The organism is Paenibacillus lentimorbus NRRL B-30488, assembly GCF_000411595.1.
GTDB classification, from domain to species: Bacteria; Bacillota; Bacilli; order Bacillales; family Bacillaceae; genus Bacillus; species Bacillus velezensis.
This window is the reverse complement of sequence record NZ_ANAT01000006.1, coordinates 556968-583413: the sequence shown is the minus strand read 5'-3', so window position 1 is coordinate 583413 and position 26446 is coordinate 556968. Positions and strand designations below refer to the sequence as shown.

The 26446-nt window shown below is 43.8% G+C and carries 9 protein-coding genes and 6 pseudogenes; 11 read left to right on the top strand and 4 right to left on the bottom strand.

All coding sequences use genetic code 11. From position 1 onward, the window contains the following. Positions 1-14 precede the first annotated feature (14 nt). Together rnjA and D368_RS05310 are read right to left on the bottom strand one after the other, a co-directional pair. Positions 15-1680 (bottom strand): annotated as a pseudogene (gene rnjA / locus D368_RS05315) (ribonuclease J1). A gap of 5 nt (positions 1681-1685) precedes the next feature. After that, complete coding sequence (locus D368_RS05310; RefSeq protein ID WP_003154548.1) at positions 1686-1895, bottom strand: DNA-dependent RNA polymerase subunit epsilon; 210 nt, start codon at positions 1893-1895, stop codon at positions 1686-1688. Between the two features lie 354 nt (positions 1896-2249). Between D368_RS05310 and D368_RS05305 the strand changes: the two genes are divergently transcribed. Beyond that, on the top strand, positions 2250-3023 hold the full coding sequence (locus tag D368_RS05305) for a Cof-type HAD-IIB family hydrolase (RefSeq protein ID WP_031378771.1): 774 nt from the start codon (positions 2250-2252) through the stop codon (positions 3021-3023). 34 nt (positions 3024-3057) lie between these two features. Here D368_RS05305 and def read toward each other — a convergent pair whose 3' ends face one another. Both def and D368_RS05295 read right to left on the bottom strand, forming a co-directional pair. Next, entirely contained in the window at positions 3058-3612 is a 555-nt protein-coding gene (gene def, locus D368_RS05300; RefSeq protein ID WP_071391889.1) for a peptide deformylase, read from the bottom strand. Between the two features lie 112 nt (positions 3613-3724). Then, positions 3725-3901: a YjcZ family sporulation protein gene (locus D368_RS05295; protein ID WP_032862645.1), complete on the bottom strand. Its 177-nt coding sequence runs from the start codon at positions 3899-3901 to the stop codon at positions 3725-3727. Positions 3902-4147: 246 nt separating this feature from the next. Here D368_RS05295 and D368_RS05290 point away from each other — a divergent pair. From D368_RS05290 to D368_RS19970, 10 genes and pseudogenes are all read left to right on the top strand, one after another. Next, a pseudogene (locus tag D368_RS05290) lies at positions 4148-4785 on the top strand (YkyA family protein). 445 nt (positions 4786-5230) lie between these two features. Further along, positions 5231-7535, top strand: a pseudogene (gene fabD / locus D368_RS05280) (ACP S-malonyltransferase). A 21-nt stretch (positions 7536-7556) separates the two neighbouring features. Beyond that, a pseudogene (locus D368_RS05275) lies at positions 7557-19806 on the top strand (SDR family NAD(P)-dependent oxidoreductase). Then, entirely contained in the window at positions 19806-19967 is a 162-nt protein-coding gene (locus D368_RS20000) for a hypothetical protein (protein WP_486129224.1), read from the top strand. Before D368_RS05275 ends, D368_RS20000 begins: the two are co-directional and overlap by 1 nt. A gap of 44 nt (positions 19968-20011) precedes the next feature. Beyond that, complete coding sequence (locus tag D368_RS19995; RefSeq protein WP_486129223.1) at positions 20012-21238, top strand: SDR family NAD(P)-dependent oxidoreductase; 1227 nt, start codon at positions 20012-20014, stop codon at positions 21236-21238. Positions 21239-21243: 5 nt separating this feature from the next. Further along, complete coding sequence (locus tag D368_RS19990) at positions 21244-23889, top strand: beta-ketoacyl synthase N-terminal-like domain-containing protein (RefSeq protein ID WP_486129222.1); 2646 nt, start codon at positions 21244-21246, stop codon at positions 23887-23889. A gap of 40 nt (positions 23890-23929) precedes the next feature. Beyond that, on the top strand, positions 23930-24490 hold the full coding sequence (locus D368_RS19985) for a polyketide synthase dehydratase domain-containing protein (RefSeq protein ID WP_486129221.1): 561 nt from the start codon (positions 23930-23932) through the stop codon (positions 24488-24490). Positions 24491-24679: 189 nt separating this feature from the next. Then, positions 24680-25257, top strand: a pseudogene (locus D368_RS19980) (KR prefix domain-containing protein); the annotation flags it as partial. Positions 25258-25266: 9 nt separating this feature from the next. Then, positions 25267-26232: an SDR family NAD(P)-dependent oxidoreductase gene (locus tag D368_RS19975; RefSeq protein WP_486129229.1), complete on the top strand. Its 966-nt coding sequence runs from the start codon at positions 25267-25269 to the stop codon at positions 26230-26232. Positions 26233-26282: 50 nt separating this feature from the next. Further along, a pseudogene (locus D368_RS19970) lies at positions 26283-26381 on the top strand (phosphopantetheine-binding protein); the annotation flags it as partial. Positions 26382-26446 lie beyond the last annotated feature (65 nt).

Here is a 26446-nt window from a genome sequence, read left to right as displayed (position 1 = left end):
GAGTGCAGTTTTTTTTAGACCTCCATAATGATCGGAAGGATCATCGGGCGGCGTTTTGTTTTTCGTATAGGAACGGAGCAAGCGTATCGGTAATTTCGTTTTAATTTCGGACCACTGCGTTGTTTTCCGATCCATTACTTTCTCCAGATGGTTCGAAATGAGCTGCTGCGCGTCATTGATCAAATCACCGGATTCTCTCATGTATACAAAACCTCTTGAGATTAAATCAGGTCCCGCCGAAACCTTAAAGTCGTCCATATTGATGCTGACAACAACGATAACAAGGCCTTCTTCTGAAAGAATGCGGCGGTCGCGGAGCACGATATTGCCGATATCACCGATTCCGCTTCCGTCAATGTAAACGGAGCCGGACGGAATTTTGCCTGCCACAGCGGCTTCTTCGCCTTTGAGGGCCAGCACTTCGCCATTATCCATGATAAAGCAGTTTTCTTCAGGTATGCCGCAATCAGTCGCGAGTTTGACGTGCATTTTCTGCATTCTGTACTCACCGTGAATCGGCATAAAGAACTTCGGTTTGATCAGGCGGAGCATTAATTTCTGCTCTTCCTGTCCGCCGTGTCCGGATGTATGAATGTCATTCAATGAACCGTGAATGACTTCTGCGCCCGCACGGTACAGCTGGTTGATGGTGCGGCTTACGCTGATTGTGTTTCCGGGTATCGGAGAGGAAGAAAAGACGACTGTATCTCCGGGATTAATGGAAATCTGCCGGTGCGTCCCGTTAGCGATGCGTGATAACGCCGCCATCGGTTCACCTTGGCTCCCCGTACATAAAATCGTTACCTTATTGGCAGGCAAACGATTGATTTCGTTATGCTCAATAAACGTATTTTTAGGACAGGTAATGTAACCGAGATTTTGTCCGATTTCAATAGCCGATTCCATACTGCGTCCGAATACGGCAACTTTTCTGCCGTTTAAAACGGCTGCTTCAATCACCTGCTGAAGACGGTGTATATTCGAAGCGAATGTCGCAAATATAATTCTGCCGTCCACTTTTCGGAAAATATCGTGAATGCTTTCGCCTACGCGGCGTTCTGACATGGTGAAATCAGGCACCTCACTGTTTGTACTGTCAGAAAGCAGGCACAAAACGCCTTCTTTCCCGATTTCAGCCATCTTTGTCAAGTTGGCCGGTTCGCCTACCGGTGTGAAATCGAACTTAAAGTCCCCGGTATGTACGATATTGCCCGGCGGTGTTTTGACGACGATTCCGTATGAATCCGGAATGCTGTGTGTCGTTCTGAAGAAGGATACAGACGTCTTGCGGAACTTCACGATGTCGTCTTCACCGATGATGTTTAATTTGGTCTGTCTTAACAGCCCGTGCTCTTCAAGTTTATTCCGAAGTAAGCCGATCGCGAGTTTACCGCCGTAAACGGGAATATTTACTTGTCTGAGCAGGTACGGAATACCGCCGATATGGTCTTCATGACCGTGGGTGATAAACAGACCTTTAATTTTATCTTCATTTTTTACTAAATACGTGTAATCGGGGATTACGTAATCAATGCCGAGAAGTTCATCTTCCGGGAACTTGATTCCCGCATCAATCAGTACAATTTCATCCTGAAACTGCACCCCGTACGTATTTTTCCCGATCTCGCCCAATCCGCCGAGGGCGAAAACGGCAGTCTGGTCATTTTTTACAAATTTCATTCCGCTCATAACTCCAATACTTTAAAATTTTCGCTCTGCTTCTCATATTCTAAAAAAGCACCGTCCACAGGCTGAACAAATTCAATGTTGTATTTCTGATCTTTCAGTTTCGTTCTGACGTCCCGTTCTGAAACGCCCTCAATGTAAAGTGAATCTGTTTTTTCCCGAACAGGTACTTCGTCAGCCTTCTCTTGATAAAATACCTTATAAATCATCCAAATCTCTCCTTAAATGCCGTATGTTAGACTCGCTTATTCTATTATATTCGAAAACGGATTATAAGGAAAGTCTCGAGCAAAAAAGGGACTTTCAAAAACCGAAAGATCCCTTCTACGCGATGACTTTTTTCCGGAGCATTCCGCCCCACTGTCTTCTGAGTTTCTTCCGTAATCGGCGCAGCATCGTATACCTCCTTTAAAGCCCTTTATAGCAGTAGTATGCGGAAAAAATGAATTTGTTTTCGTGGGTAAAACTGGAATTTGATCAAGGCGGTTTTCCGGAAGAAAAACTTTCTGTATGATGATATTGAAAAAGACACGACTGATAAACGGGAAAAAGGAGAAATTGACATGAAACCAAAACTGATCTTTTTTGATATTGACGGCACGATCTATGACCATGATAAACATATTCCCGATAGCGCAAGAAACGCCGTGACGGCGCTTAAAGAGGCTGGACATCACGTTTTTATCGCCAGCGGAAGGTCCCCGTTTATGGTAAAACCGATTCTGGAAGAGCTTGAGATTGAATCATTTATTTCATACAACGGCCAGTATGTCGTATTTGAAGGTGAGGTCATTTATAAAAATCCGCTTCCTGAAGATGCGGTTGCGCGTTTATTAAAGCAGGCTGCAGAAGGGGAGCACCCCGTCGTATTTATGGCGGAAGACACGATGAAAACGACCGTCCCCGGACATCCGCACGTCTCGGAAGGAATCGGCAGTCTGAAAGCGCCTTATCCCGAAGTTGATGAAACATTTTATAAAGGAAAAGAAATTTATCAGCTGCTTTTATTCTGCCGCGGACATGAAGAAAAAGCATATGCCGCTTTTCCGGAGTTTGATTACGTCCGCTGGCATGAATTGTCCACGGATGTGCTTCCGAAAGGCGGTTCAAAAGCGGAAGGCATTAAAAGAGTGCTTGAGCGGCTTCCGTACGGCGTAAGTGACACTTATGCATTCGGCGACGGACTAAATGACCTTGAGATGATCCGTTTTGTCGGCACCGGGGTGGCGATGGGAAATGCGGTTCCGGAATTAAAAGCTGCCGCCGATTTTGTCACAAAGCCGGTGGATGAAGAGGGAATCAGCTGGGCCGTCAAAGAACTGGGCCTTTTGAAATAAAGAAAACCGGCACTTTGGGAAGTGCCGGTTTTTTTTAACGGTCAATGGCAATGGCGTTTTCAGGTTCTTTGAACGGATCTTCTTTATCGATATGGTCGTAAAACATCACGCCGTTCAGATGATCGATTTCGTGCTGAAACACGATGGCCGGAAAACCTTTGAGGCGGATGTCAATCTGTTCTCCTTCAAGCGTCACCGCCTTCACGCGGATGCGGGCGTAGCGCGGCACATAGCCGGGAATGGGTTCGTCTACCGACAGGCAGCCTTCTCCGCTCGTCAAGTAGCTTTTTTCCACTGAGTGGCTGACGATTTTAGGGTTAAAAAGAGCATAGCTGTATAAAGTGCCTTTCGCATCTTCTGCATGGACGGCGATCATCCGTTTTTTTACGTCTGTTTGCGGAGCGGCAAGACCGACGCCCGGACGAAGGTTGTATTTCTCGGCTAATTCAGGATTTTGGCTGTTTTTCACAAACTCAATCATATCAGCAAGATGCTGTTTTTCTTCGTCAGAAGCGGGAAGCTGAACCTCTTCAGCGATCTCTCTGAGCGCGGGATGTCCGTCGCGTACAATATTTTCCATAGTAATCAAGAAACTTCACTCCTAAAGCTTAATATGTAAATTATAGCGAATTTCTTTATCGCGGCGCAACGAAACAATTGGCCGGCCATAGCAGGCCGGCCGATTTTCATGGTGTATAAGGTCAGCAGCCGCAGCCTAAATAAGCGGCACCGACGATGATTAATAAGATAAACAATACGACGATTAATGCGAATGTGCGGCCATATCCGCCGCCGCAGCCATAACCGTAACCGCCATAACCGTATCCGCCGCCGCAGCAACCGCCGCCAAATCCGCCGCCAAATCCATATCCGTACATAAAAAAACCTCCTCTTTTAATTACGCTGACCCTTTGTCAGCAGGGCCGGCGTCTACTATAAACTATGTAAAAGCCAAAAAGATGTATGGTCATCCGCCCTGTTTTCTCAATTTTTTACGCCAGTATTCTTTGACAGCACCGTAAGCGTCTTTTTACCCGGTCATGCCAATTACAGCTCAGCTATTGTCAAAAAGCGTTCGGGCTTCTATAGTGGAAATTGTCAAGATTGGGGGATTTTAAGTGAATATGATTCAAAAAAAGGTATTAGCAGGAATCGGAGCGCTCGGCGCCGCAAGTATGCTGCTTGCGGGCTGCGGGGGAAAAGATCCGGTTGAATCGCTTCATGACTCGATGGAAAAAGCCGTTCAAGCGGAAAAACCGTTTCAAAAAGAGCAGAAAACATTGGAAAAATTAGAGAAAAAGAGCACAAGCTTTACGACAGCGCGGTTAAACTGAATATGGATGATTATCAGAAAATCGTCACACTGTCTGATCAGGCTCTGAGCAATGCAAATCAGCGAAAAAAACATCTGAAAGCAGAAAAAGACAGTATTGATGATTCAAAAAAAGCATTTGAATCCGCAAAAAAAACTTCTCAAGAAATAAAGGATAAGAAAGTAAAAGAAAAAGCCGGGCATACTGTCGCTTTAATGGAGAAAAGATATGCATCTTATGATCTTTTGTACAAAAAGTACGAAAAAGCCATTTCACTTGATAAGGACCTTTATAAACTGATTAAAGATAAAAAGCTCACCTTAGCGCAGCTGGAAGAGCAGATCAGCAAAGTAAACTCAGTTTACGAAAAGGTGCATAAACAAGCAGATGAGTTCAATCAATTTACTAAAGACTACAACAAAGAGAAAGAACTATTATTCCGCGAATAGTATAGTGAAGGCATATCGGCATGGGCTGATGAACTGATAACAACCGAGTTCAGCCGCCTGTAAAATGGCGGCTGAAGAATTGGTATATACGTGTGTTTCCCATTGACAACATGTAAATCATGGTATAGTATTTATTTAGGGAAATATTCACATAAAACCAATCGTTGTTTCGGCACGTTGGAATGTTTTTATTATATTGATATATAAAAAACAGAATGAAAATGTGGTTTTAATTATCAGAAAATTCTCTCTATTTACATTTGCGGCAATATGATATTTGTACATGTTTTTGCTTTTAAACCTTTATCCGGCATAAAGGTTTTTTATTTTGCTTCGTAATGCTTATTAAGTAAATGACAATTTTAAAATTGAAGTGAAAAATGTTAATCAAATCACAATCGGAACGAAAAGAAACGGCAGAAATACGGAACAAGGAGGAAAACAAATGCTTGCTTACGTCTTTCCCGGACAGGGAGCGCAGTTTAAAGGAATGGGCAGAGACTTATTCGATGAATTCAGTGAGCTCATTAAAAAGGCAGATCATATTTTAGGATACTCCATAAAGGATTTATGCCTTTCAGATGAAAAAGAGAGGCTCACTGATACGAAGTATACACAACCTGCAATTTATACAGTGAGCGCACTCCGATATTTAAAGGGTTTAAAAGAAGGTCATACACGCCCTGATGCTGTGGCAGGACATAGTCTGGGTGAATATACTGCGCTTTTTGCGGCCGGCGTTTTTAATTTTGAAACAGGTCTCCGGCTGGTTGCTAAAAGAGGCGAGTTAATGAGTGAGGCTTCCGAGGGCGGAATGGCTGCCGTGATCGGGCTGGATGAGCATCACATAAAAAAATACTTCAAAAGTATGAATTCGGCCAAATAGATATCGCCAATTACAATACATCTTCACAAATTGTGATAGCGGGGGCTGCAGAAGAGATAAAACGTGCAGCCTCTTTTTTGAAAAAGAAGGGGCGAAAGCTTATATCGTATTGCAAGTCGGCGGAGCTTTTCATTCTCGTTTTATGGAAAGTGCACAGCGTGAATTTGCGGAATTTATCGAGGAGTTTCATTTTTCTGAATTGAATTTCCCGGTCATCTCTAACTATACGGCAAGACCTTATAAACAAGAAGATATCAAACGGAATTTAATTGAACAAATAACAAACTCGGTGAAATGGACTGAAAGCATCAGGTACTTAATGGGACAAGGCGTCACTGTGTTTGAAGAGATCGGTCCCGGAAACATTCTGACTAAATTAATTCAAACCATACAAAGAGATGAGGAACCGCTTAATATTAGTGCGCCGGAAGACAGTCTCTTGTTTTCTGAAGGGAACAAGGACAATTCGGAAAGCGGGAAAGAGAAGGGCCTCTTGGCCGAAAATATAGAAAGCAGTGCGGCTTCACCGGTGTCCCGATTGGGTGATCAATCTTTCAAAGAAGATTACGGTTTGACATACGCGTATTTGGCAGGTGCGATGCATAGAGGGATCTCTTCCGCTGAAATGCTGATCCGCCTCGGCAAGAAAGGAATGCTGGGGTTCTTTGGCACAGCGGGTTTAACTATAAGGGAAATTGAACAGGCCCTTATTACTATTAAGAAGACACTCAAAAATGGCCAGCCCTACGGAATGAATCTGCGATTTGAGCCGGATCATCAAGATAGAGAAAAGGAATTGATAGATTTATATATCAAGCATGACGTACGGGTAATAGAAGCGTCTTCGTATCTTTCCGTCAGCGCGCCATTAATTTATTACAAAGCGCATCAGTTGAAGATGGACAAAAGCGGCAGGGTCATACCTCATAATCGGATCATTGCCAAAGTTTCACGGCCGGAAGTTGCGGCCGCATTTCTGAGTCCGCCTCCTCAAAGTATCGTAAAGAGAATGTGTCAGCAGGGTATGCTGACGGAAGAGCAGGCGGAGTGGCTCAGCCGTGTTCCGGCAGCAGACGATATCATTATTGAAGCAGATTGCGGCAGTAATACCGAACAGGGCTCATTGACGGCGATGCTGCCGTTTTTTGTTAACCTGCGGGATGAAATGATGGAAACACACAAATACGCAAGGAAGATCAGAGTCGGGGCCGCGGGAGGAATCGGGACTCCCGAGTCTGCGGCGTCTGCTTTTTTAATGGGCGCTGATTTTATTATGACGGGATCCATTAATCAATGTACAGTTGAAGCAGAAACAAGCGGTTTTGTTAAAGAAATGCTGAGTGAGACAGGAATATGCGATACTGCTTATGCGCCTTCGGAGACTCTGTTTGAGTTCGGAACAAAGGTGCAGGTGCTGAAAAAGGGCACGCTGTTTCCGGTCAGGGCAAATAAATTATTTCAAATCTACCAACAATATGAGTCTTTGAGTGAGATAGATGAAAAGACAAAGATTCAGCTCGAAAATGACTATTTTAACAAGACTTTTGATGAAATCTACGAAAGCATAATAGATAAACAGCCGAACCTGGCCCAAAAAGCTGAGCGCAATCAAAAATATAAGATGCTGTTACTATTTAAGTGGTATTTGCAGAGAGGATGTCTGCTTGCTTTGGAAGGGCAGGAAGAACAAAAGGTGAATTTCCAAGTTCATTGCGGCCCGTCTTTAGGCGCTTTTAATCATTGGGTAAAGGGCACGGATTTGGAATCATGGAGAAACAGACATGTCGATGACATTGGTGAAAAAATGATGAATGAGACCGAAAGTCTGCTAAGGCGCAGATTGGATACGTTATTTCTACACTAAAGAAGGGGCGGGTGGAGGCCAATGGTTCATTTGAATAAACAGAGTGCGGATATCGCGATAATCGGGGTTGCTTGCAGATTCCCCGATGCAGATCATTATCATGAATTCTGGGAAAACATAAATAGCGGCAAAGATTCCATCCGGGAAGTGCCGATTGAACGGTGGGATCCCGATCTTTATTATTCAGCTGATATCAGTATACCGAACAAAACAATCAGCAAGTGGGGAGGTTTTATTCATAAAGCTGACCATTTCGACCATAAGTTTTTTAATATCTCTCCCCGGGAAGCGAAAAACATGGATCCTGAGCAAAGAATCCTTTTAGAAGAAACTTGGCGGTGCATCGAAGATTCCGGGGTCTCTTTGCGGGATCTCCAGCGTAAAACCACTTCTGTTTTTGCGGGTATTATGAATTCTGACTACCGGCAGACAGGTCATGCTGAATCGGAAATCGACAGTTACGCCTGTTTAGGAAGTTTCGAAGCTATGATCTCCAACCGGCTTTCATACACATTCGGTTTGACCGGAAAAAGCATGTCTGTAAATGCCGCTTGTGCATCGTCGCTTGTTGCTTTACATGAAGCGGTTAAGTCATTGCGGACAAAAGAAAGCGATTATGCAATCGCATCGGGAGTAAACTTGAATTTCCAACCCGGAAAATATATTTCTTTTTCTAAAGCAAGAATGCTGAGTCCTGACGGCAAATGTAAAACCTTTGACGCAGCGGCGAACGGGTACGTTCCCGGAGAAGGGGCAGGCGTTGTATTGCTGCAGCGCCTTGGTGATGCAGTAAAAGCCGGTCACCATATATACGGGATCATAAAAGGGACAGCTGTTAATCATGGCGGTAAATCCCGTTCCATAACCGCTCCCAGAGCAGAAGCGCAGTGCCGGGTCATCTCAGAAGCTTTACACAACGCTGCTGTTGATGCTGCGACGGTTTCTTATGTAGAAGCACATGGCACAGGTACATCTCTGGGCGATCCGATAGAAATAGAAGCATTGACAAAAGCGTATCGGCAATATACTGAGGATACTCAATATTGCAGGATCGGAAGTGTGAAAACAAATATCGGTCATACAGAAGCAGCGGCGGGAATGGCCGGATTGATAAAAGTTCTAATGATGATGAAACATCGGAGGGTGCCGAAAAGCCTGAATGTACATACGGTAAATCCAATTATACAGTTTGAAAAAACACCGTTTAGGCCGGCGCTTGATTCAAGTGATTGGGAGGCGGCAGACGGGGCTCCGCTCAGGGCCGGAATCAGCTCCTTCGGTTTTGGAGGTGTTAACTCTCACGTCATCATCGAAGAATTTATACATACAAAAGACGAATCTGACAGAAAGGGAAGGGTTCCCTTCCTTTTTTCCGCTAAAAGTGAAGAAAGCATGAAACAAATGATACATAATTGGAGAACCTTTTCTGACGATTCTGAGGAATTTTGCAAAATATCAAATGAAGTGATCAGCAGCACCCTTTTAACAAGGGCATCGTTTGATTACAGGGCTGGTTTATTGGCAGGCAGCAAGGAGGAATTTAAAAATCAGCTTAAAGAGGGATTAAGTTTTCGGAGGAAACAAGATTCTGAATGGGTGCTTGCCATCGGTGACTTCAAATGGGAAAGTTATAAACAATTTGCCGTTTTGAAACGCGTGTTCCCTGATTTAGAAAAGAACGTAAGGTCGGTGCTGAAGGGTATACCAACATTGCACAGTTCATTTAAAAGAAAATGGACGCCTGAGAAAATCCGCTTGTATTCTTTAGTTATCAATACGGAAATCATAAAAAGTATCCTGGCATCCGGTTTTAAGCCAAGCCTCATTACAGGCGCCGGAGACGGATATTACGTCGCTCTTGCAGCAGCGGATATCATCAAAATTGAAAAGGCCATTTCTGTCATCACAGGCGCTGAAAAACCTTCGCACTTATCCTGTGAGCCGCCGACCATTCCATTTGTCAATCCGTACACTGCAAAAACGTACCCGCCGGTTCGATTAAATGAAGAATATGTAAGGATGCTGCTGAACGGTCTGAGCTTCCCGGCTGATTTTACAGACCGCCTGTACGGGAAAACACGGCTGCTTCTTGAGCACCAATATACGTTTAAAGGGTTTTTAGAAGAGTGGGATAAAGCGGGAAAGACTCAGGAAATCGAGATTTTATCTTATATTGTGAATCGCACGGCGGATAAAAGAAACGCGTTGCCGGCTGATGAGGAAGCGGCGATCATGGCTATCCTTGCCTCTATGAGAAGACTGTATAAGAGATGGGATTTAACAGATTATGATGGATTCTTTGATAATGATTATGTTCTGGAAATATTAAATTTACTGGATGAGGGAATCTTGTCTAAAGAACTTTTTCTGAGCATGTTATTGAAAAAGCAAGACGGAATTAAACAGGCTGTTGCTTGTATGAATGAGCAGCCGGCAGGTTTTTATGATAAGACTCTTTTTCCGCTGATGACAGAATACAATCAAATGGATGCCGTGTCTCAGGAGATAGCTGACCATATGCCGCTTCACACGGAAGAAAAGGGAACGGAGCCGGATGTGAATATCTCTGATTTTTCAGTTTTTCAATTCGGATCGCTCCCTCCATCAGCAAAACTAAACAAAGCGGCTGCTTTTGAAGCGGACAAACCAGCCGATGAGGCTCTTTATCATTCATTTATGCAAATGTGGCTTTCAGGAGAAGAGATTGAATGGGCGAAACTAGGTGATTATCATAAAAGAAAAGCCCCGCTTCCGCCTTATCCGTTTGAGCGCTCTCAATTTTCTTTAAACCCTCAGCCGGTAAAATCAGACGCGGCTTTTTCAGAAAAGAAGAATCAGGCACTTTATACGCCGGTATGGAAAGAAACCGAACTTGAGAATGAAGCGGGCAGCGGACAAGCCTGTACTATTTTGTTGTTCTCCGGGAATAAAGACTATTTTGAAGAGCTGAAAAAAAGAGAGAATACGTCCGCATATCTTATTATGCCCGGTGAGCGTTTAGAGCAGATAAGCGACAGTGTTTTCACCATCAACAGGCAGCGTCCCGAAGATTATCAAGGTGTCATTCGTCTGTTAAAGGAAAAAGGCGCAGCGCCCGATGCAATTTTGCATACTTGGTCTGAAAAACAGCCTGAACTGGAAGAAACACTCGAATCAGGAATTTATTCCGTGTTTTATCTGACTAAGGCTTTAATCAGCGAGAACCTTATAAACAAAGTAACGTTCATTTATACATTCAGCGCAGATCAAAAAGAAAAATTGCCGTATTTTGAAGGTGTGAACGGTTTTTTAAAATCGGTAAAACAAGAGTACCCGCAGCTGCATTGTAAGACGGTTTGCTTTGAACATGATTCTGCATCCGTTTCATGTTCAGAGAAGGCTGACATTCTTTATAAAGAAATAAACACAGCGCCTGATCGGCATATTCATATCACTTACAGAGGCTGCGTAAGATATGCACGGATGTTAGAGAAGCAGAGAGAAACAAACAGAAAGACCATTCAATACCCTGAAAAAGATAAAGTATATTTAATTACAGGGGGATTCGGGGGGATTGGCAGTAAAATCGCTGAATATTGCGCGAAAACTGAAAGATCCACTATTATCCTATCGGGGCGATCTGTTTTAAACGGAGATAAGCAGAAACATTTAGAATACCTGAACAGCTTTAAAGCAAAGGTTTATTATATACAGGCGAATATATCCGATAAAGAAGCGGTAAAAAAAATGATTGACGATATTACCGATCAGCATGCAGGTCTTCATGGCGTCATTCATTGTGCAGGAGTTATCAGAGACTCGCTGCTTTTTCGAAAAACAAAGCATGAACTTTCAGAGGTGATTGCTCCGAAAGTTCATGGCGCATTGAATCTTGATCATGCAACGAAGTCGCTCGAATTGGATTTTTTCGCCGTTTTTTCTTCAGTCGTCTCTATTGCAGGGAACGAAGGACAGTGTGATTATGCATATGCAAACGGCTTTTTAGATCATTTTGCCGAATATCGGGAACAGAAACGGCAAAAGTCTCTGCGCAGCGACCGCACCCTGACAATCAATTGGCCTTTATGGCAAGACATCGGAATGGGGGCGAACCTGTCAGGTCAAGGGCGGACGTCTCTTTTTCATGGTTCAGGGCTCGAAGAACTTCCTGCTGAAGACGGAACGCAATGGTTTTCGCGGATTGTAACTTCGGGTCAGCTGCATAATATTGCAGTCTGCGGTGATCACGAACGCTTTGAACAATTTATGCAGCAGAGATTTTTGACGGACGAAACAGAGACAGGCAGTGCCGTTCCTTTGGCTCAAGGCGATATTTTGGATCAGACAGTTTTGTTTTTAACCAAAATCATCTCCTCTGAGGTCGGTGCAGAACGGGAAGAGATCGATCAAGATGTGCATCTGGCTGAATATGGAATGGATTCGGTTATGATTCATCAATGCAACACAAAGCTGGAGCAGTCACTGGGAGCAATTTCGAAAACGCTTTTATTTGAATTTCATACAATCAGAGATTTAGCAGATCATCTTGTAAAGGAATACCCGGATCGGCTGGGGCGTTTATTTTCACGGGAGGAAAAAGGAAAACAGAATCAGAGCATTACCCCCGCCAGGCCGGAACAAAACATCACTGCACCTGCGGCGGAGGAAAAAGAACATCTTGACGGGATAGCGGTAATCGGTATCAGCGGCCGTTATCCCGGGGCTGAAAATATCGAAGAATTGTGGGATCTTCTATCAAAAGAGAGAACCGCAATCACAGAAATTCCGAAAGAACGATGGAATTATGAGACCTACTATGATCCAGACCCCGCTAAAGCGCATGAGGGAAAAATTTATTGCAAATGGGGCGGATTTTTAAAGAATGCTGAATCATTTGATTCTTTGTTTTTCCAAATATCGCCGAGAGAAGCAGAAGCGATGGATCCTCAGGAACGAATATTTCTCGAAACCGTATGGAAAGCATTTGAAGATTCGGGATATACCATTGACGGGTTGAGAAAGCAGACCGAAAAACATGTCGGTGTATTTGCGGGAGTTACAACCAATTCTTACAAGCTGCTCGGCGAAAGAATACCGACGGACAAAAACGATGTACTTCCAAATTCGTTCCCATGGTCTCTCGCGAACAGAGTGTCTTACACATTTGATTTTACGGGTCCCAGTATCCCTGTAGATACGGCTTGCTCTTCATCCTTAACGGCAATTCACATGGCTTGCCAAAGTTTAAAAAAAGGTGAGTGCTCTGTTGCGGTTGCGGGAGGAGTAAATTTGTATCTTCATCCTTCTGACTATTTATACCGGTGTCAGATGGGAATGCTTTCAAAATCGGGAAAATGCAGAAGTTTTGGAGAAGGCGGCGACGGTTTCGTCCCCGGGGAAGGCGTCGGGGCCGTTATTCTTAAACCGCTTAAAGATGCCGTACGTGATAATGATACAGTGTACGCCGTCATAAAAGGAACGGCAATTAATCATGGCGGAAAGACGAATGGCTATACGGTGCCTAATCCTGCCGCACAGGCGGATTTAATCCAAGGAGCTCTTAAAGCGGCCGGTTGGAGCGCCAGAAGTGTCAGCTTTATTGAAGCCCACGGCACGGGAACGCCGCTGGGTGACCCGATTGAAGTCCGAGGTCTGACCAAGGCGTTCAGAGCTTATACCGAAGATGTTTCATATTGTTCTCTCGGATCGATTAAATCTAACATCGGTCATCTCGAAGCAGCCGCGGGTATTGCCGGCCTGACAAAGATTATCTTACAAATGAAGTATAAAAAATAGCCGCAACACTGCATGCTGAACGGGTGCATCCGGATCTTTATCTGGAAGAGACACCTTTTTGTCTCCAGCAGGAAACCGCCGACTGGATAAAACCCGCGAATGAAAAACATTCTGACAGCAAATATCCGCGGCGTGCGGGATTAAGTTCTTTCGGAGCGGGCGGGGCAAATGCACACATCCTTGTGGAAGAGTATGAGTCTGCTGCTGACTGTCAAACGGATTATGAGGAAAGTGAGGAACTTATCGTACTCTCAGCCAAGCATTCACTGAGTTTACGGGAATCAGCAAAACAGCTGGAGGAATATCTTCAAAAGGCTCGTCATAAGCAGGGCGAGTGTTTACAGCCGGCGGGAACAAATAAGCCGCTTCACCTTTCTGATATTGCGTATACCCTTCTTGAAGGGCGTGAAGCTATGCCGGAAAGGCTTGCTGTCATTTCAAATAATATCGATGATCTGATGTTGAAATTAAATCACTTTTATAATGGAATTGACGATCACGAAATATTCAGAGGGAAAAAACGAATCATAAACGCGGACAGCGGCAATCAGATCTTCCGCTCAAATCCGGCAGAACCACATTAGCCGAAATGGCTGAATTCTGGGTATCGGGAGGGAATTTAAGCTGGGAAGATTTCCGCACCGGCAGAAAACCGGCAAAAATTGCGCTGCCGACTTACCCTTTCTTAAAAAACAGACTGTGGGTATCAAATAAGGCGCAAACAACATCAGCAGCCGGTACAGCTCCTTTATTTGATTTTTCTGCAGGTGAGTGCCGATTTTATAAAACGCTTTCAGATTCTGAATATTATTTAAAAGACCATGTTGTGCATGGGAAAACGGTTCTGCCCGGAGCGGCAATCATCGAAGCGGCCAGAGAAGCGGGAGAGAGGCTGTACGGAAAATCAGTCATAAAACTGAGTCAGGTTGTATGGGCGGTTCCGATAACCGTTGAAAAAGAAAAGACGATAATGATAAATCTGCTGCCGAATCAAAAAGACGGCAGATTTGTGGTGAAAACCGATATGCAGCCTGAAGCGGCAGTTCATTGCCAAGGAAACATTATCACATGCGGAGATAAAGATGCCTCTCATACAGAGCATTTTAAATTGGACAGCTGGTTAACCGGACAGAAAAGATTAATCAGCGGCGCTGAGTGTTATAGGAACTTCCGGCAGAGCGGTTTGGACTATGGAGCCGGCTTTCAGGTAATAAAACAGCTGTTTATCCATGAAAATGCTGTTCTTGCACGAATATCACTTCCTGAGAGCATTCATAAAAAATCCGGCGCGCTGCTGGAACCGTGTTTATTGGATGGCATTTTTCAATCCACAACCGGGTTTACGTCCACTCAGGAAGACGATCACACCGCATATTTGCCTTTTGAATTAGGTGAGCTGGAAATTCTTCAACTACCTTCGGCAAGCGGCTATGCTTACATTACAGCTGCCGATGAAAGACAACATGATGATGTCAAAAGGTTTCATATACTATTTATGGATGAACACGGATCTGTAAGTCTTAAAATAAAAACTTAGCGTTGAAGGCATTAAGGGCTGCACCGCAGACTCAAAATGAGCGGCATTCAGCTAAGTATTACACTGATATGTGGAAGCGGGCCCCTATGCTTCATCAGCCTGAAGCCAGCGGTTTAAACAGCTGCCTTGTGATTTCACTCCGTCGGGATATATCAGAACCGCTGATCCGCAAGGCATATAAAGATATCGGCCTGAACATGATCTTTGTCCGCCATGGCGGCAGTTTTCAAGAAAAAGAAGCTGATTCCTTTGAATTGAACAGCGTCAAACTTGAAGGCTATAAGAAATTGCTGGCGATTCTTAAAGAAAGACAAGTGACAATTGACCGCGTCATTTTAATCGGGATGAGCCCTGAAACGGGAATTGAGCATAACATTCATGAAAAGCTGGAAAAGGCTGTTTTGCCGGTTTTCAATCTAACGAAAGCTCTGTTAGCAACAATCCCAAGGCATAAAATCCTGATATCACATGTATTTTTCACAAGTAACAATCAAATCTTACCTTATCAAATGGCAATGAGCGGCTTTTTTAGGTCGCTTCATTTAGAACATCCTATGTTGTCCGGTAAAAATATTGAAATACACAGCGACGATATTCAGTTACAGCTGAACACCGGTCTGCCTGAATTAAAAAACCTTGTGAATGAAACAGTCATCAGCGATGATACTTCAGAGATCAGATACAGAGATGGAATCAGGCAGGTGAAACACTCTGCAGAAATTGAAAGGGCAGAGCCCCCCAAAAAGATGGAAGTAAAAGAAGGGGGAGTTTACCTTATTACAGGAGGAACAGGCGGCCTGGGCCTGATTTTTGCCAGACATCTTGTGCGAAAAGGGAGAATAAAGCTTGTGCTTATCGGCAGGTCAGAGCTTTCTGAGGAAGCCGTAAGCAATGTAAAAGAGCTCGAAAAAACGGTTCAGAAGTTTTTATGTAAGAACCGATATTTCTGATAAGGAAAATGTCAACAACCTGATAAAACTCGTCAAAAACAAATTAGGTCCTGTTAAAGGAGTTATTCACAGCGCCGGTGTGATAAAAGATTCATTACTCATCAATAAGCGTGAAGAGGATCTCGATTCAGTCCTGGCCAGCAAGGTTTACGGAACGATATGGCTTGACCGGTATACAGACAGAGAACCTCTGGACTTTTTTGTTATGTTTTCATCTATCAGCGCAATAATCGGGAATGCCGGACAAACTGATTATGCTTATGCAAACCGGTTTATGGATTACTTTGCGGAAATGAGAGCGGCGGAAAATAAACCTGGAAAAACAGTCTCGATTAATTGGCCTTTATGGAAAGAAGGCGGTATGCAAATTGACATTCATTCAGAGAAGTTCCTTTATGACCGTTTCGGAATGCTGCCTCTGGGAAAACGGGAAGGCCTTGCAGCATTTGATCAAGCAATGACAGGGTGTGAACATCAAATAATGGTATTTAGCGGTAATGAATTAAAGCTGGAACGAATGATAACGATTGACAGCGGAAAAAGTGACCCGGCAATCGCCGACGAAAATCACGAACCGAAAGAGCTGTCAATTACTGAATCTTTAAAAAGCACTTTGACGCGCATCATCACCGGCGTATTAAAAATTGAAGAACGGGAATTTGATTTTGAACTGCCGATAAGTGAATACGGGTTTGATTCAATTATGTTTACAATGCTGGGCAACGAATTAAACGAAACATTAGGAATATCAATGATGCCGTCAGATTTTTTCGGTCTTACTGATTTTAATGAACTTCTTGAGTTTTTAAAGAGTGAGTATTCCGAAGAGCTTCATCTCTGCGGATCTTTTTCTTCAGATGAATCTGCGGCGAAAGACAGGAGAGAAAATCTGATTGAGGGCATCGCAAAGATGATGTCAAGTATTTTAAAGATTGACAGAAAGGAAATAGAAGAAGAGACTTCATTCGGCGAGTACGGATTTGATTCTATTACGTTTACCAGACTCGGAAATGAAATCAATCAACAATATGGTACGGAATTATTGCCGTCCATTTTCTTTGAATGCAATTCACTGGCTGAACTGACTGATTATGTAATCGAGCAATACGGAGAAATCCTTTTTGCTGAGACAGAACCTTTTTCTGCAGCAGACGAAAAAACATTGTACAGCACGCCTCCGCCCGAATCCTATGAACATTCCCCTGAGCCTGAAAACAAAACCAGGCAAGAGGAAAGACATATGAATGAGCCGGTTGCAATAGTGGGAATAAGCGGCCGTTTCCCCCAAACAGATACGCTGGAAGACTTTTGGGAAGGAATTGAAAAAGGGCGGGATATGATTACAGACATTCCTGAAGACCGTTGGGACTGGAAAGAGTTTGACGGCGATCCGATCAGGGACGTCAATAGAACAAAAATAAAAAAAGGCGGGTTTATCAAAGGCGCGGACAGTTTTGATCCGTTGTTTTTCGGGATTTCTCCCGCCGAAGCAGAATTAATGGATCCCCAGCAAAGAATTTTTATGGAGACTGTATGGAAAACAATAGAAGATGCGGGCTATAAGCCGTCAGATCTGGCAGGGACGAAAACCGCGGTGTTTGCAGGGGTCGCCACAACGGACTATGCGGAACGTCTCAATGAAAATGGCGTCTCTGTTCAGGCGCAGACCGCAACCGGTTTAAATCATTGTATATTGGCTAATCGTATTTCTTACCAGCTGAACCTGACGGGTCCGAGTGAACCGATTGATACTGCCTGTTCAAGTTCGTTAGTTGCACTCCATCGTGCGGCTGAGGGGATTCAAAGAGGCGATTTTGAAATGGCGATTGCAGGCGGAGTGCATATTATGACAAGCCCTACTCTGTTTATAGCTTTTGATAAAGCAGGTATGCTTTCCAAAGACGGAAAGTGCAAAACGTTTGATAAAAGCGCTGACGGCTATGTAAGGAGCGAAGGGGCGGCTGCAGTATTGCTTAAGCCGCTCAGCAAAGCACAGGCAGACGGTGATCATATTTATGGTTTGATTAAAGGGTCAGCTGTAAATCACGGCGGCCGCGCCAATTCTTTGACAGCTCCGAATCCGAACGCACAGGCGGACTTATTAACCGAAGCTTGGCGGAAGGCGGGGGCCAGTCCCGCCACTGCGGGATATATAGAAGCGCATGGCACAGGGACAAGTCTTGGCGATCCGATTGAAGTAAACAGCATCATAAAGGCATTTAAAACGTTATATCAAGAATGGGACATTCCTTTTGCGAAACAGAAAAGCTGCGGAATAGGGTCTGTGAAAACAAACATCGGCCATCTCGAAACCGCTGCCGGAATAGCCGGAGTGCTGAAAGTGTTACTGGCTTTTAAATATCGCAAACTTCCGGGACTCGCCCATTTTTCAGAACTCAATCCATACATCAAACTGGAAAATACGCCATTTTATATCACAGAAACCGCTCAAAAGTGGAAACCGATAAAAGATGAAGAGAACAACGATCTGCCGAGGAGAGCAGGTGTCAGCTCATTCGGATTCGGCGGTGTGAACGCGCATATTGTTTTAGAGGAATACAGGAAACCTCAAAAAGAAGTACCGGAAAACAACGGTAAAACACACATTTTTGTTTTATCTGCGAAAACCAAAGATCAATTACTTGAGTATATCCGGCTTATGGTTCAGTACTTGGATCGCGTGATTGCCGGTGACATGACGGTTAATGTCAGTGACATGGAATTTACATTGCAAAACGGCCGGGAAGCAATGAACGAAAGAATTGCCGTATGTGCAGCGAGTCTGACTGAGCTGAGAGATAAATACGTCAGCTTTCTTGATGACAGCAAGGTGCAAAAAGGCGTATTTATAAGCGAAAACACTGAAGAGCGCGCAGCTGTTTCTGAATATATGATTCAGGAGGCTCTTCAAAGCGGAAAAGAGGAGCTGCTCGCACAATGGTGGGCCAATGGAGCCGAGTTTGAATGGAAGACAATCGGCAATAAGAAATTGAATAGAGTGCCGCTGCCGACTTATCCGTTTGCAAAAGAGAGTTATTGGTTTACTCCGAAAAAGAACAAAAGCGAGGTTAATAGCAAAAGTCTTCACCCATTAATCAGCGAGAATGTCTCAACATTAAAGAAACAAGCATTTAAAACTGTTATTTCCGGAACTGAATTTTTCGTCACTGATCACCTTGTTTCAGGAGACTATGTGCTGCCGGGAGCCGCTTCGCTTGAAATGGCTCTTGTTTGTGCGGAAATAAGCGGAGAAAGTAAAGTATATAAAATAAAAGACGTGATGTGGAACAGACCTATATTATATAAAGGAAAAACGCTGCACATTTATACCGGCTTGGAAATGAAACAAGATAAGTTGAACGCAACGATATGTAAAGAGGGCCCGGATGGCGTGCAGCAAATCTGCACACAATGTGAAACAGTATTCGGAGACATAAACAGCAATCCTGAGTATGTCGATATTGATAAGTTCATACGCAGCAGTAAAACGGTCATAAGCCGGGAAGAGTGTTATCACCGCTTCAGTCGTATGGGCCTGACATATCAGAGCGGTTTTCAAACGTTGAAAGCCGTATATCGCGGTGATGTGGAGTTAATGGCAGAATTGGAGCTTCCGGATCATTTAGCGAACGGGTTTTCACATTTTACACTCCATCCTTCATTAATTGACGGCGGTTTTCAAGCGGCGGCATTTTTGTTAAGAGAAAATGAGAAAGACGGCTTATTTGTTCCTTATTCACTTAGAGAGCTTCACATTAAGAGGGCGCTTACTGCCCGTTGCCATGTTTCGGTGAGAGAAACCGGTTTTTATACGTATAACATTGATTTTATTAACGAGAGCGGCGAAATAGCCGTGAGCATGAAAGACTTCTCTGTCAGAAAAGTGACCGGGGGAGAATTAACCGCAGGTCATAAAAATGAAAATCAGGAAATTCTCTTCTTATTGGAACAATTGAAAAACGGTGAACTTTCTGCTGACCAAGTTTATCAGCTGCTGGAGGGAAAATAGTGCAGATCAAACAAATACTTTCCTTAATTGAAGAACAGCAAATGTCTCCTGATGCAGGACTGGAGCTAATTCGCACTTACAGAAAAGAACAAATGGAAAAAAAGGCGGAGCCGGGATCACAAGCTCCGTCCCCAACCATTTTTTTAAGACCGATTGGGTAAGGACAAATCACATTGATATGCCGAATCAGCAGGCACCGGGGAATATGCTGATTTTTGATCAGGATAACCGTCTCTTTCAGCATGCCGAGATGATGAATGGAGAACATAACCGTGTCATTCTCGTAACGCCCGATTCTGATTACAGAATTGAACGGAATAGATGCACAATCAATCCTTCTGATGAAAATCATGTCGAAATGCTGCTGTCTGATTTGGCTGAAAACGGATTTACACCTGATGTCGTGCTCTATTTATGGAACGGAGAAATCAGAGAAATCACTGAAGAATCCGTTAATGAAACTCTTCGCAGAGGGATAAACTCGCTCTTTTTATTATCAAAAGCTTTAATGCGAAGAAACGAACCTGTTACGTTATTGCATATTTATTGGACAAGCGGTCTGAATCAGCCGTTTCATGAAGCTGTCGGAGGGTTCATGAAGACGGTAAACATGGAAAGCTCCAAGCTTAAAGCGAAAACCATACAGATACGCCACGAGGATTCTGACATAAATCCTCCCGTTTCCGAGATATGGGATGCTGCAATCAGTGAAATGCAGCGCTTTCAAACGGATGAATGTGAGGTTTTAATAGACTCATATACCCGTTATGTGAAAGGGCTGCAGCCTATTGATATTCCGGAACACGATCACGGATCTGTAACGTATCAAAAAGGCGGCATATATATCATTACCGGAGGAGCCGGAAAACTCGGGCTGCTGTTTGCGGAACACATCGCTAATGAAAACCAAGCCGTGATTATACTTACAGGCCGTTCTTTTTTAACAGCTGATCAAAAAGAACGGATCAGTAAGCTTAATGAGAGCGGCTCTATTGTTGAATATCAGCGGACGGACATAACAGATCGAACAGAGGCAGAGCGATTCATTTTCGGCGTTAAACAGCGGTACGGCAGCATAAACGGGATCATCCATGCTGCCGGCATCCTTCGTGACTCATTTCTTGTAAATAAAAGTCTCAGTGATTTTACGGACGTACTGAAACCGAAAGTTTACGGGACAATCTGGCTGGATGAGCTGACAAAAGACGAAGATCTTGATTTTTTTGTTCTCTTTTCTTCTTTTGCCGCTTACGGAAATGCCGGCCAAAGTGACTATGCGTACGCAAATCATTTTATGGACAGTTTTGCAATGCTTCGATCCCAGCTCTCCCGAAACGGAAAAACACTATCAATCAATTGGCCGTTATTGAAAGATGGCGGAATGAGTCTCGACAGCAGTGGAATCGTTCAAATAAAAGAAAATACGGGATGACTCCGATGCGCACTTCCTCTGTTCTGGAAGCGTTTCTGAAAATGCTGCGGTCTTCATTTACCAGCTTAATGCCTGCAGAAGGTGAGCGGGATAAAATGATAAAGGCGCTTTCGATTCAAAGAAATACAGCTGCAGCAGATCAAGATACACTCACGGCGGAATACGATGAAGAAGAGGAATATGCTGCGAAAGAAAAAGTCAATGACTATTTAATCAAGACCATCAGCGGTGTCTTGAAAATCCAAGCTCATAAAATAAATGCGAAAGACTCTTTTGAGAAGTTCGGAATCAACTCACTTATGATCATGTCACTTATTTCAAAGCTTGAAGATACTTTCGGGGATCTTCCGAAAACAATCTTTTTTGAATATCAGAACATTGAAGAGCTTTCAAACTTCTTCCTAACATCTTTTAAAGAAAAAGTGCTTAAGGCCGCAGGAGCAGCTCCGGTAACAAGAGTGCAGAAGAAAAGAGAAAATCCGAGTAAAAAACAGCACCGGCAGCAGAAGGATACACCTGCACCGAGCATGGTTCAGCCGGGTGAGGATATTGCCATTATCGGTGTGAGCGGAAGATATCCGAATTCCGATACTCTTGAGGAGTTCTGGGAAAACATTGCCGGAGGGAAAAACTGTATTATTGAAATCCCCGAGGAACGTTGGGATTTCAGATCGAATTACAGTCCCGACAGAATGGAGAAGGGGAAAATCAACAGTAAGTGGGGCGGTTTTATCAGCGGTGTTGATCAATTCGATCCGCTGTTTTTCCATATTTCTCATAAAGAAGCTGAGCTGATGGACCCTCAGGAGCGAATTTTTCTCGAAACCTCCTGGCATACGTTTGAAGATTCAGGATATACAAAAGAGAAGCTTAACGGTATGAAAGCCGGTGTGTTTGTCGGAGCCATGTACGGACAATATCAATTATTCGGCGCAGAAGAAACTGCGCGGGGCAATCCGATTGCGCTCAGTTCCTTCTTTTCATCTATTGCGAACAGGGTTTCATACTTTTTTAATCTCTCCGGCCCGAGCATTGCACTGGATACGATGTGTTCATCATCGCTGACAGCCATTCACTTGGCATGTGAGAGCATTAAAAGAGGGGAAAGTGAGATTGCGCTTGCGGGCGGCGTTAATGTGTCCATACACCCCAGCAAATACCTTTGGCTGAGTCAAGGTAATTTTGTTTCCACCGAAGGATTGTGCAGAAGTTTCGGAGAGGGCGGAGACGGCTATGTCCCGGGAGAAGGTTCGGGAGCCGTCCTGTTGAAACCTCTGGAAAAAGCAATTGCTGATCAGGATCATATATACGGAGTGATTAAAGGAACATCTGTAAATCATGGCGGAAAAACCAATGGGTTTACGGTTCCGAATCCGAATGCACAAGCTGAGCTGATTGCTGAAAATTTCAAGAAATCGGGCATCAGTCCGCGATCCGTCAGCTACTTGGAAGCACACGGAACGGGTACCTCGCTCGGAGATCCGATTGAGATCGCAGGATTGACAAAAGCTTTTGAGAAATTTACGGATGATAAACAATTTTGTGCCATAGGTTCAGTGAAGTCTAATATCGGACATTTGGAGTCTGCCGCAGGTATAGCAGCCCTTACAAAAGTTCTTTTACAATTTAAGCACCAGAAATTGGCGCCATCCATTCACTCGGAACAGCTGAACCAAAATATCCGATTTGAAAAGACGCCTTTTTACGTTCAGCAGAAAGAAGAAGAGTGGCGGAAAGAATCAGGCGCCTCTAACAGGAGAGCAGCAATCAGTTCGTTCGGAGCGGGAGGAGCAAATGCCCATGTCATTGTGGAGGAATATCAAAACCATGCGGACACACAAACAATAAGCGGGCCGTTTGCCGCAGTTCTCTCTGCCAAAAATGAAGACAGACTGAAAGAATACGCCCGGCGCCTTCTGCAATTCACAGAGCGGGAGACAAAGGCCTCAGCAGCTGATATCGCTTTTACATTGCAGACATGCAGGGAGCCGATGGAAGACAGACTTGCTGTTGTAGCTTCCGATTTGCCGGAACTTAAGGAGAAGCTGAGAACTTTCTGTACTGAAGGAACAATTGGAGAGGGCGTATACAAAGGCAATGTTACGAAAGATTTTGATAAAGTCTTTATCTTTCATGATCAAAAGATGAAAGATAAATTCCTCGAGGTGATGATGGAGACAAAGGACTTGAATCTTCTTGCGAAATTATGGTCTTTCGGGGCTGATATTCAATGGAGAGAGTTATATGAAGAGTATACTCCGCAAAAGGTCAAGCTTCCTTTATATCCATTTGCTGAGGAGTCTTACTGGGTGCCTCGAAATCAAAGTGCAATATTTCCGGAAATATTGCCGCGGCAGTCTTCACTGCACCCGCTTCTGGATTCGAATGAATCTACTCTGGAACAGCAGTTTTTTAAAACGACATTAAGAGAAAAAGAGATTTGGTTAAAAGACCACATCGTAAAAAACAAGAGCATTCTCCCGGCCGCTGCTTTTCTTGAAATGGCATGCGCAGCGGGAACGCGGTCATATCGAAAGAAAGAGGTCACTCGTTTAAAAAAACGTGATATTTGCCAGACCGGCCATGCTTTTGCAAGAGAGCCTGACCATTTACACTCACATTTCCGTAAAAGACGGCAAAATATTATTTAATATGTCATCTGACGAGGATGCTGCTGTAAGGACTGGATTTGTGACAGGGGAATTAGATTATGATCATCATTACGGTGATATAGAGAATATCGACAGACAAGAGATGATAAACAGAAGTGCTTTTGTCCGTGAACAAGATGAATGTTACAAGTATTTTCAGGAAAACGGGTTCCTGTATGGGCGCGCTTTTCAGCCGATTCAACGTTTATGGGGCGGAAAAACAGAAGCGGTTGCACACTTATTGCTGCCAAAAGAAGCCGCATATGCTCTTGAAAATTATACATTGCATCCGTCTTTAATTGATGGGGCTCTGCAATCTTTGTTCGGAATTACGGACGGAAGAGAAGAGGCATCTGTTTATGTTCCTTTTTCAATAGGAGAGATTACGATTCGGAAAAAAGTTTCAGCAGAATGCTGGGCTTATGCGCGTAAAACAGGCCAAAAAGGTCAATCCGAGCTTATTTACGATATTCAGCTGCTTAATGAACAAGGAGAAAGACTTGCAGGTTTGAAGGATGTAACCATTCGTAAAAAGAAACGTTTTCCGCGGAGGCACAGACTCGTGCAACAGCGGATTCCAATGGAAAGAACGAGAGAGTAAAAGAGCTCCTCAGACAATTAAAAGCGGGCGAACTGACTGCGGAGGAAGCTGATTATGTGCTGGAGCGCATGCAGGATTAGTTTATCATTTTGCGGAAGTGCCATTTGTAAAGGGGATGAAGATTTTTATGAAAGAAGCCCGTCATATTAGAAAAAAGTACTTTCTGACATAGAAAGCGGCAACATTTCTTTGGAAGAAGGAGTAAAGCGGATACAGCAGCTTGGTTTTCATTCCGCAGGGGTTAACGGACAGGCGATATATTATCAGACGGTCTGGCAGCGGACAGATCTCAGCATTCATGTAAAAGGCGGCCGGCGTGAGGGCAGCCTTTTATTATTTGATAAAAATGAAGATGTGAGTAAAGAACTTGCTGCATTGCATGATACAAGGGTTATTTTGGTTAAGCCGGGGAAAGAGTTTCGAAAAACCGGGGACGGTGTATTTGAAATCGACCCCCGCTCTGAAAAAGATTACATAGACCTGTTAGGATGGCTTATAGAAGAAGAAAAGTCAGATATACGGGAAGCGGTGCATTTATGGTCAGACATGCCGTTTGAAAAACAGAGAGAGCGATTCGTGAACAATGCGACAGCGGAGTCTATTCTTTGTTTTTATTACAACAGGCGCTCTTCAAAAATAACTGCCGCAAATCGATCAAGCTGTTATATGGATATTTTTCGCATCTTTCCGGAGAACAGCCTCTTTACGCGGCGGCAAGCGGATTTTTGCGGACATTGCAGCTGGAAAATCCGTTAATCTCAGCAAAAAGCATTGAAATGGAACAGTCAATAGCAGCCGTTCACGCAGCTGATATCATACGCAATGAGCTGAGTGATTTCCAGCCTTCAGATGTAGAGATCCGTTATAAAGACATGCAGCGTTATGTCAAACAGCTCAAAACGTATGAACCCGAAAAAAATTCCGGAAGCGGAGATGTGCCGCTGAGAGAAAATGGAGTATATATTATCGCGGGCGGCGCGGGCGGATTAGGATTTACCTTTGCAGAATATTTGGCTTTTCAAACAAAATGCTGCCTTGTTTTAACAGGAAGATCTCCGCTTTCAGACCATATAAGAAAACAGCTGAGGCGATTGGAGGATGCCGGTTCTTCAGCTGTTTATGTTCAGGCTGATATTACCAATAAGGAAGAAGCCGAATATGTAGTCAAAAAAGCCAAAACTTCTTATGGAAAAGTAAACGGGATCATTCAGGGCGCGGGAATCATCCGTGACTCTTTCCTTCTTAACAAGTCACGAGAGGAATTCGATCAGGTAATCAGACCGAAAGTATTGGGTACGATGTGGCTGAATGATGCTGTTGAGAAAGAAAATCCTGACTTTTTCATTTGCTTCTCCTCTACTTCCGCAGTGTTGGGAAATGTCGGGCAATCTGATTACGCGTTTGGAAACAGTTATATGGATCATTTCATGAATATGCGTTCTGCCCGGCATTCTGATACGATTTCTCTCTCTCTGAACTGGCCGCTGTGGAAAGAAGTCGGCATGCAAGTGGATGAGCGAACGGTAGAGACAATGAAAAAGGCGGGTTTTTATCCTTTAGAAAAAGAAGAAGGTAAAAAGCGTTTGCCGTCGCATTGTCCTCCGGTTTTTCGCAATTTACTGTATTTTACGGAGATGAGCAAATTGACAATCATGTTCATCAATTATATGAACGAAAAGACAATATTCAGGCAGATGAAGGAACAGGGAGAAATATCGAATCATTTGATTCAGAGAAACTGACAGCTGAAACATCTGATTTTATCATAAAAATAATTGCTGCAGAATTCAGGATGCCTGCGGACAAAATAGATGCAGAAGAGGCATTGGAAAAATACGGACTTGATTCCGTTATGATTATCAATATGACGAATGAGCTTGAAAAACATTTCGGCGCGCTCTCAAAAACGCTGTTATTCGAATATCAGACTGCGGCAGAATTGTCACAGTATTTCGT

Coding starts and splice junctions, on each gene's coding strand:
- D368_RS05310 (WP_003154548.1), bottom strand. CDS start 1,895: ATGATTTATAAGGTATTTTATCAAGAGAAGGCTGACGAAGTACCTGTT.
- D368_RS05305 (WP_031378771.1), top strand. CDS start 2,250: ATGAAACCAAAACTGATCTTTTTTGATATTGACGGCACGATCTATGAC.
- D368_RS05295 (WP_032862645.1), bottom strand. CDS start 3,901: ATGTACGGATATGGATTTGGCGGCGGATTTGGCGGCGGTTGCTGCGGC.
- D368_RS19995 (WP_486129223.1), top strand. CDS start 20,012: ATGCTGATTTTTGATCAGGATAACCGTCTCTTTCAGCATGCCGAGATG.
- D368_RS19990 (WP_486129222.1), top strand. CDS start 21,244: ATGCGCACTTCCTCTGTTCTGGAAGCGTTTCTGAAAATGCTGCGGTCT.
- D368_RS19975 (WP_486129229.1), top strand. CDS start 25,267: ATGGAACAGTCAATAGCAGCCGTTCACGCAGCTGATATCATACGCAAT.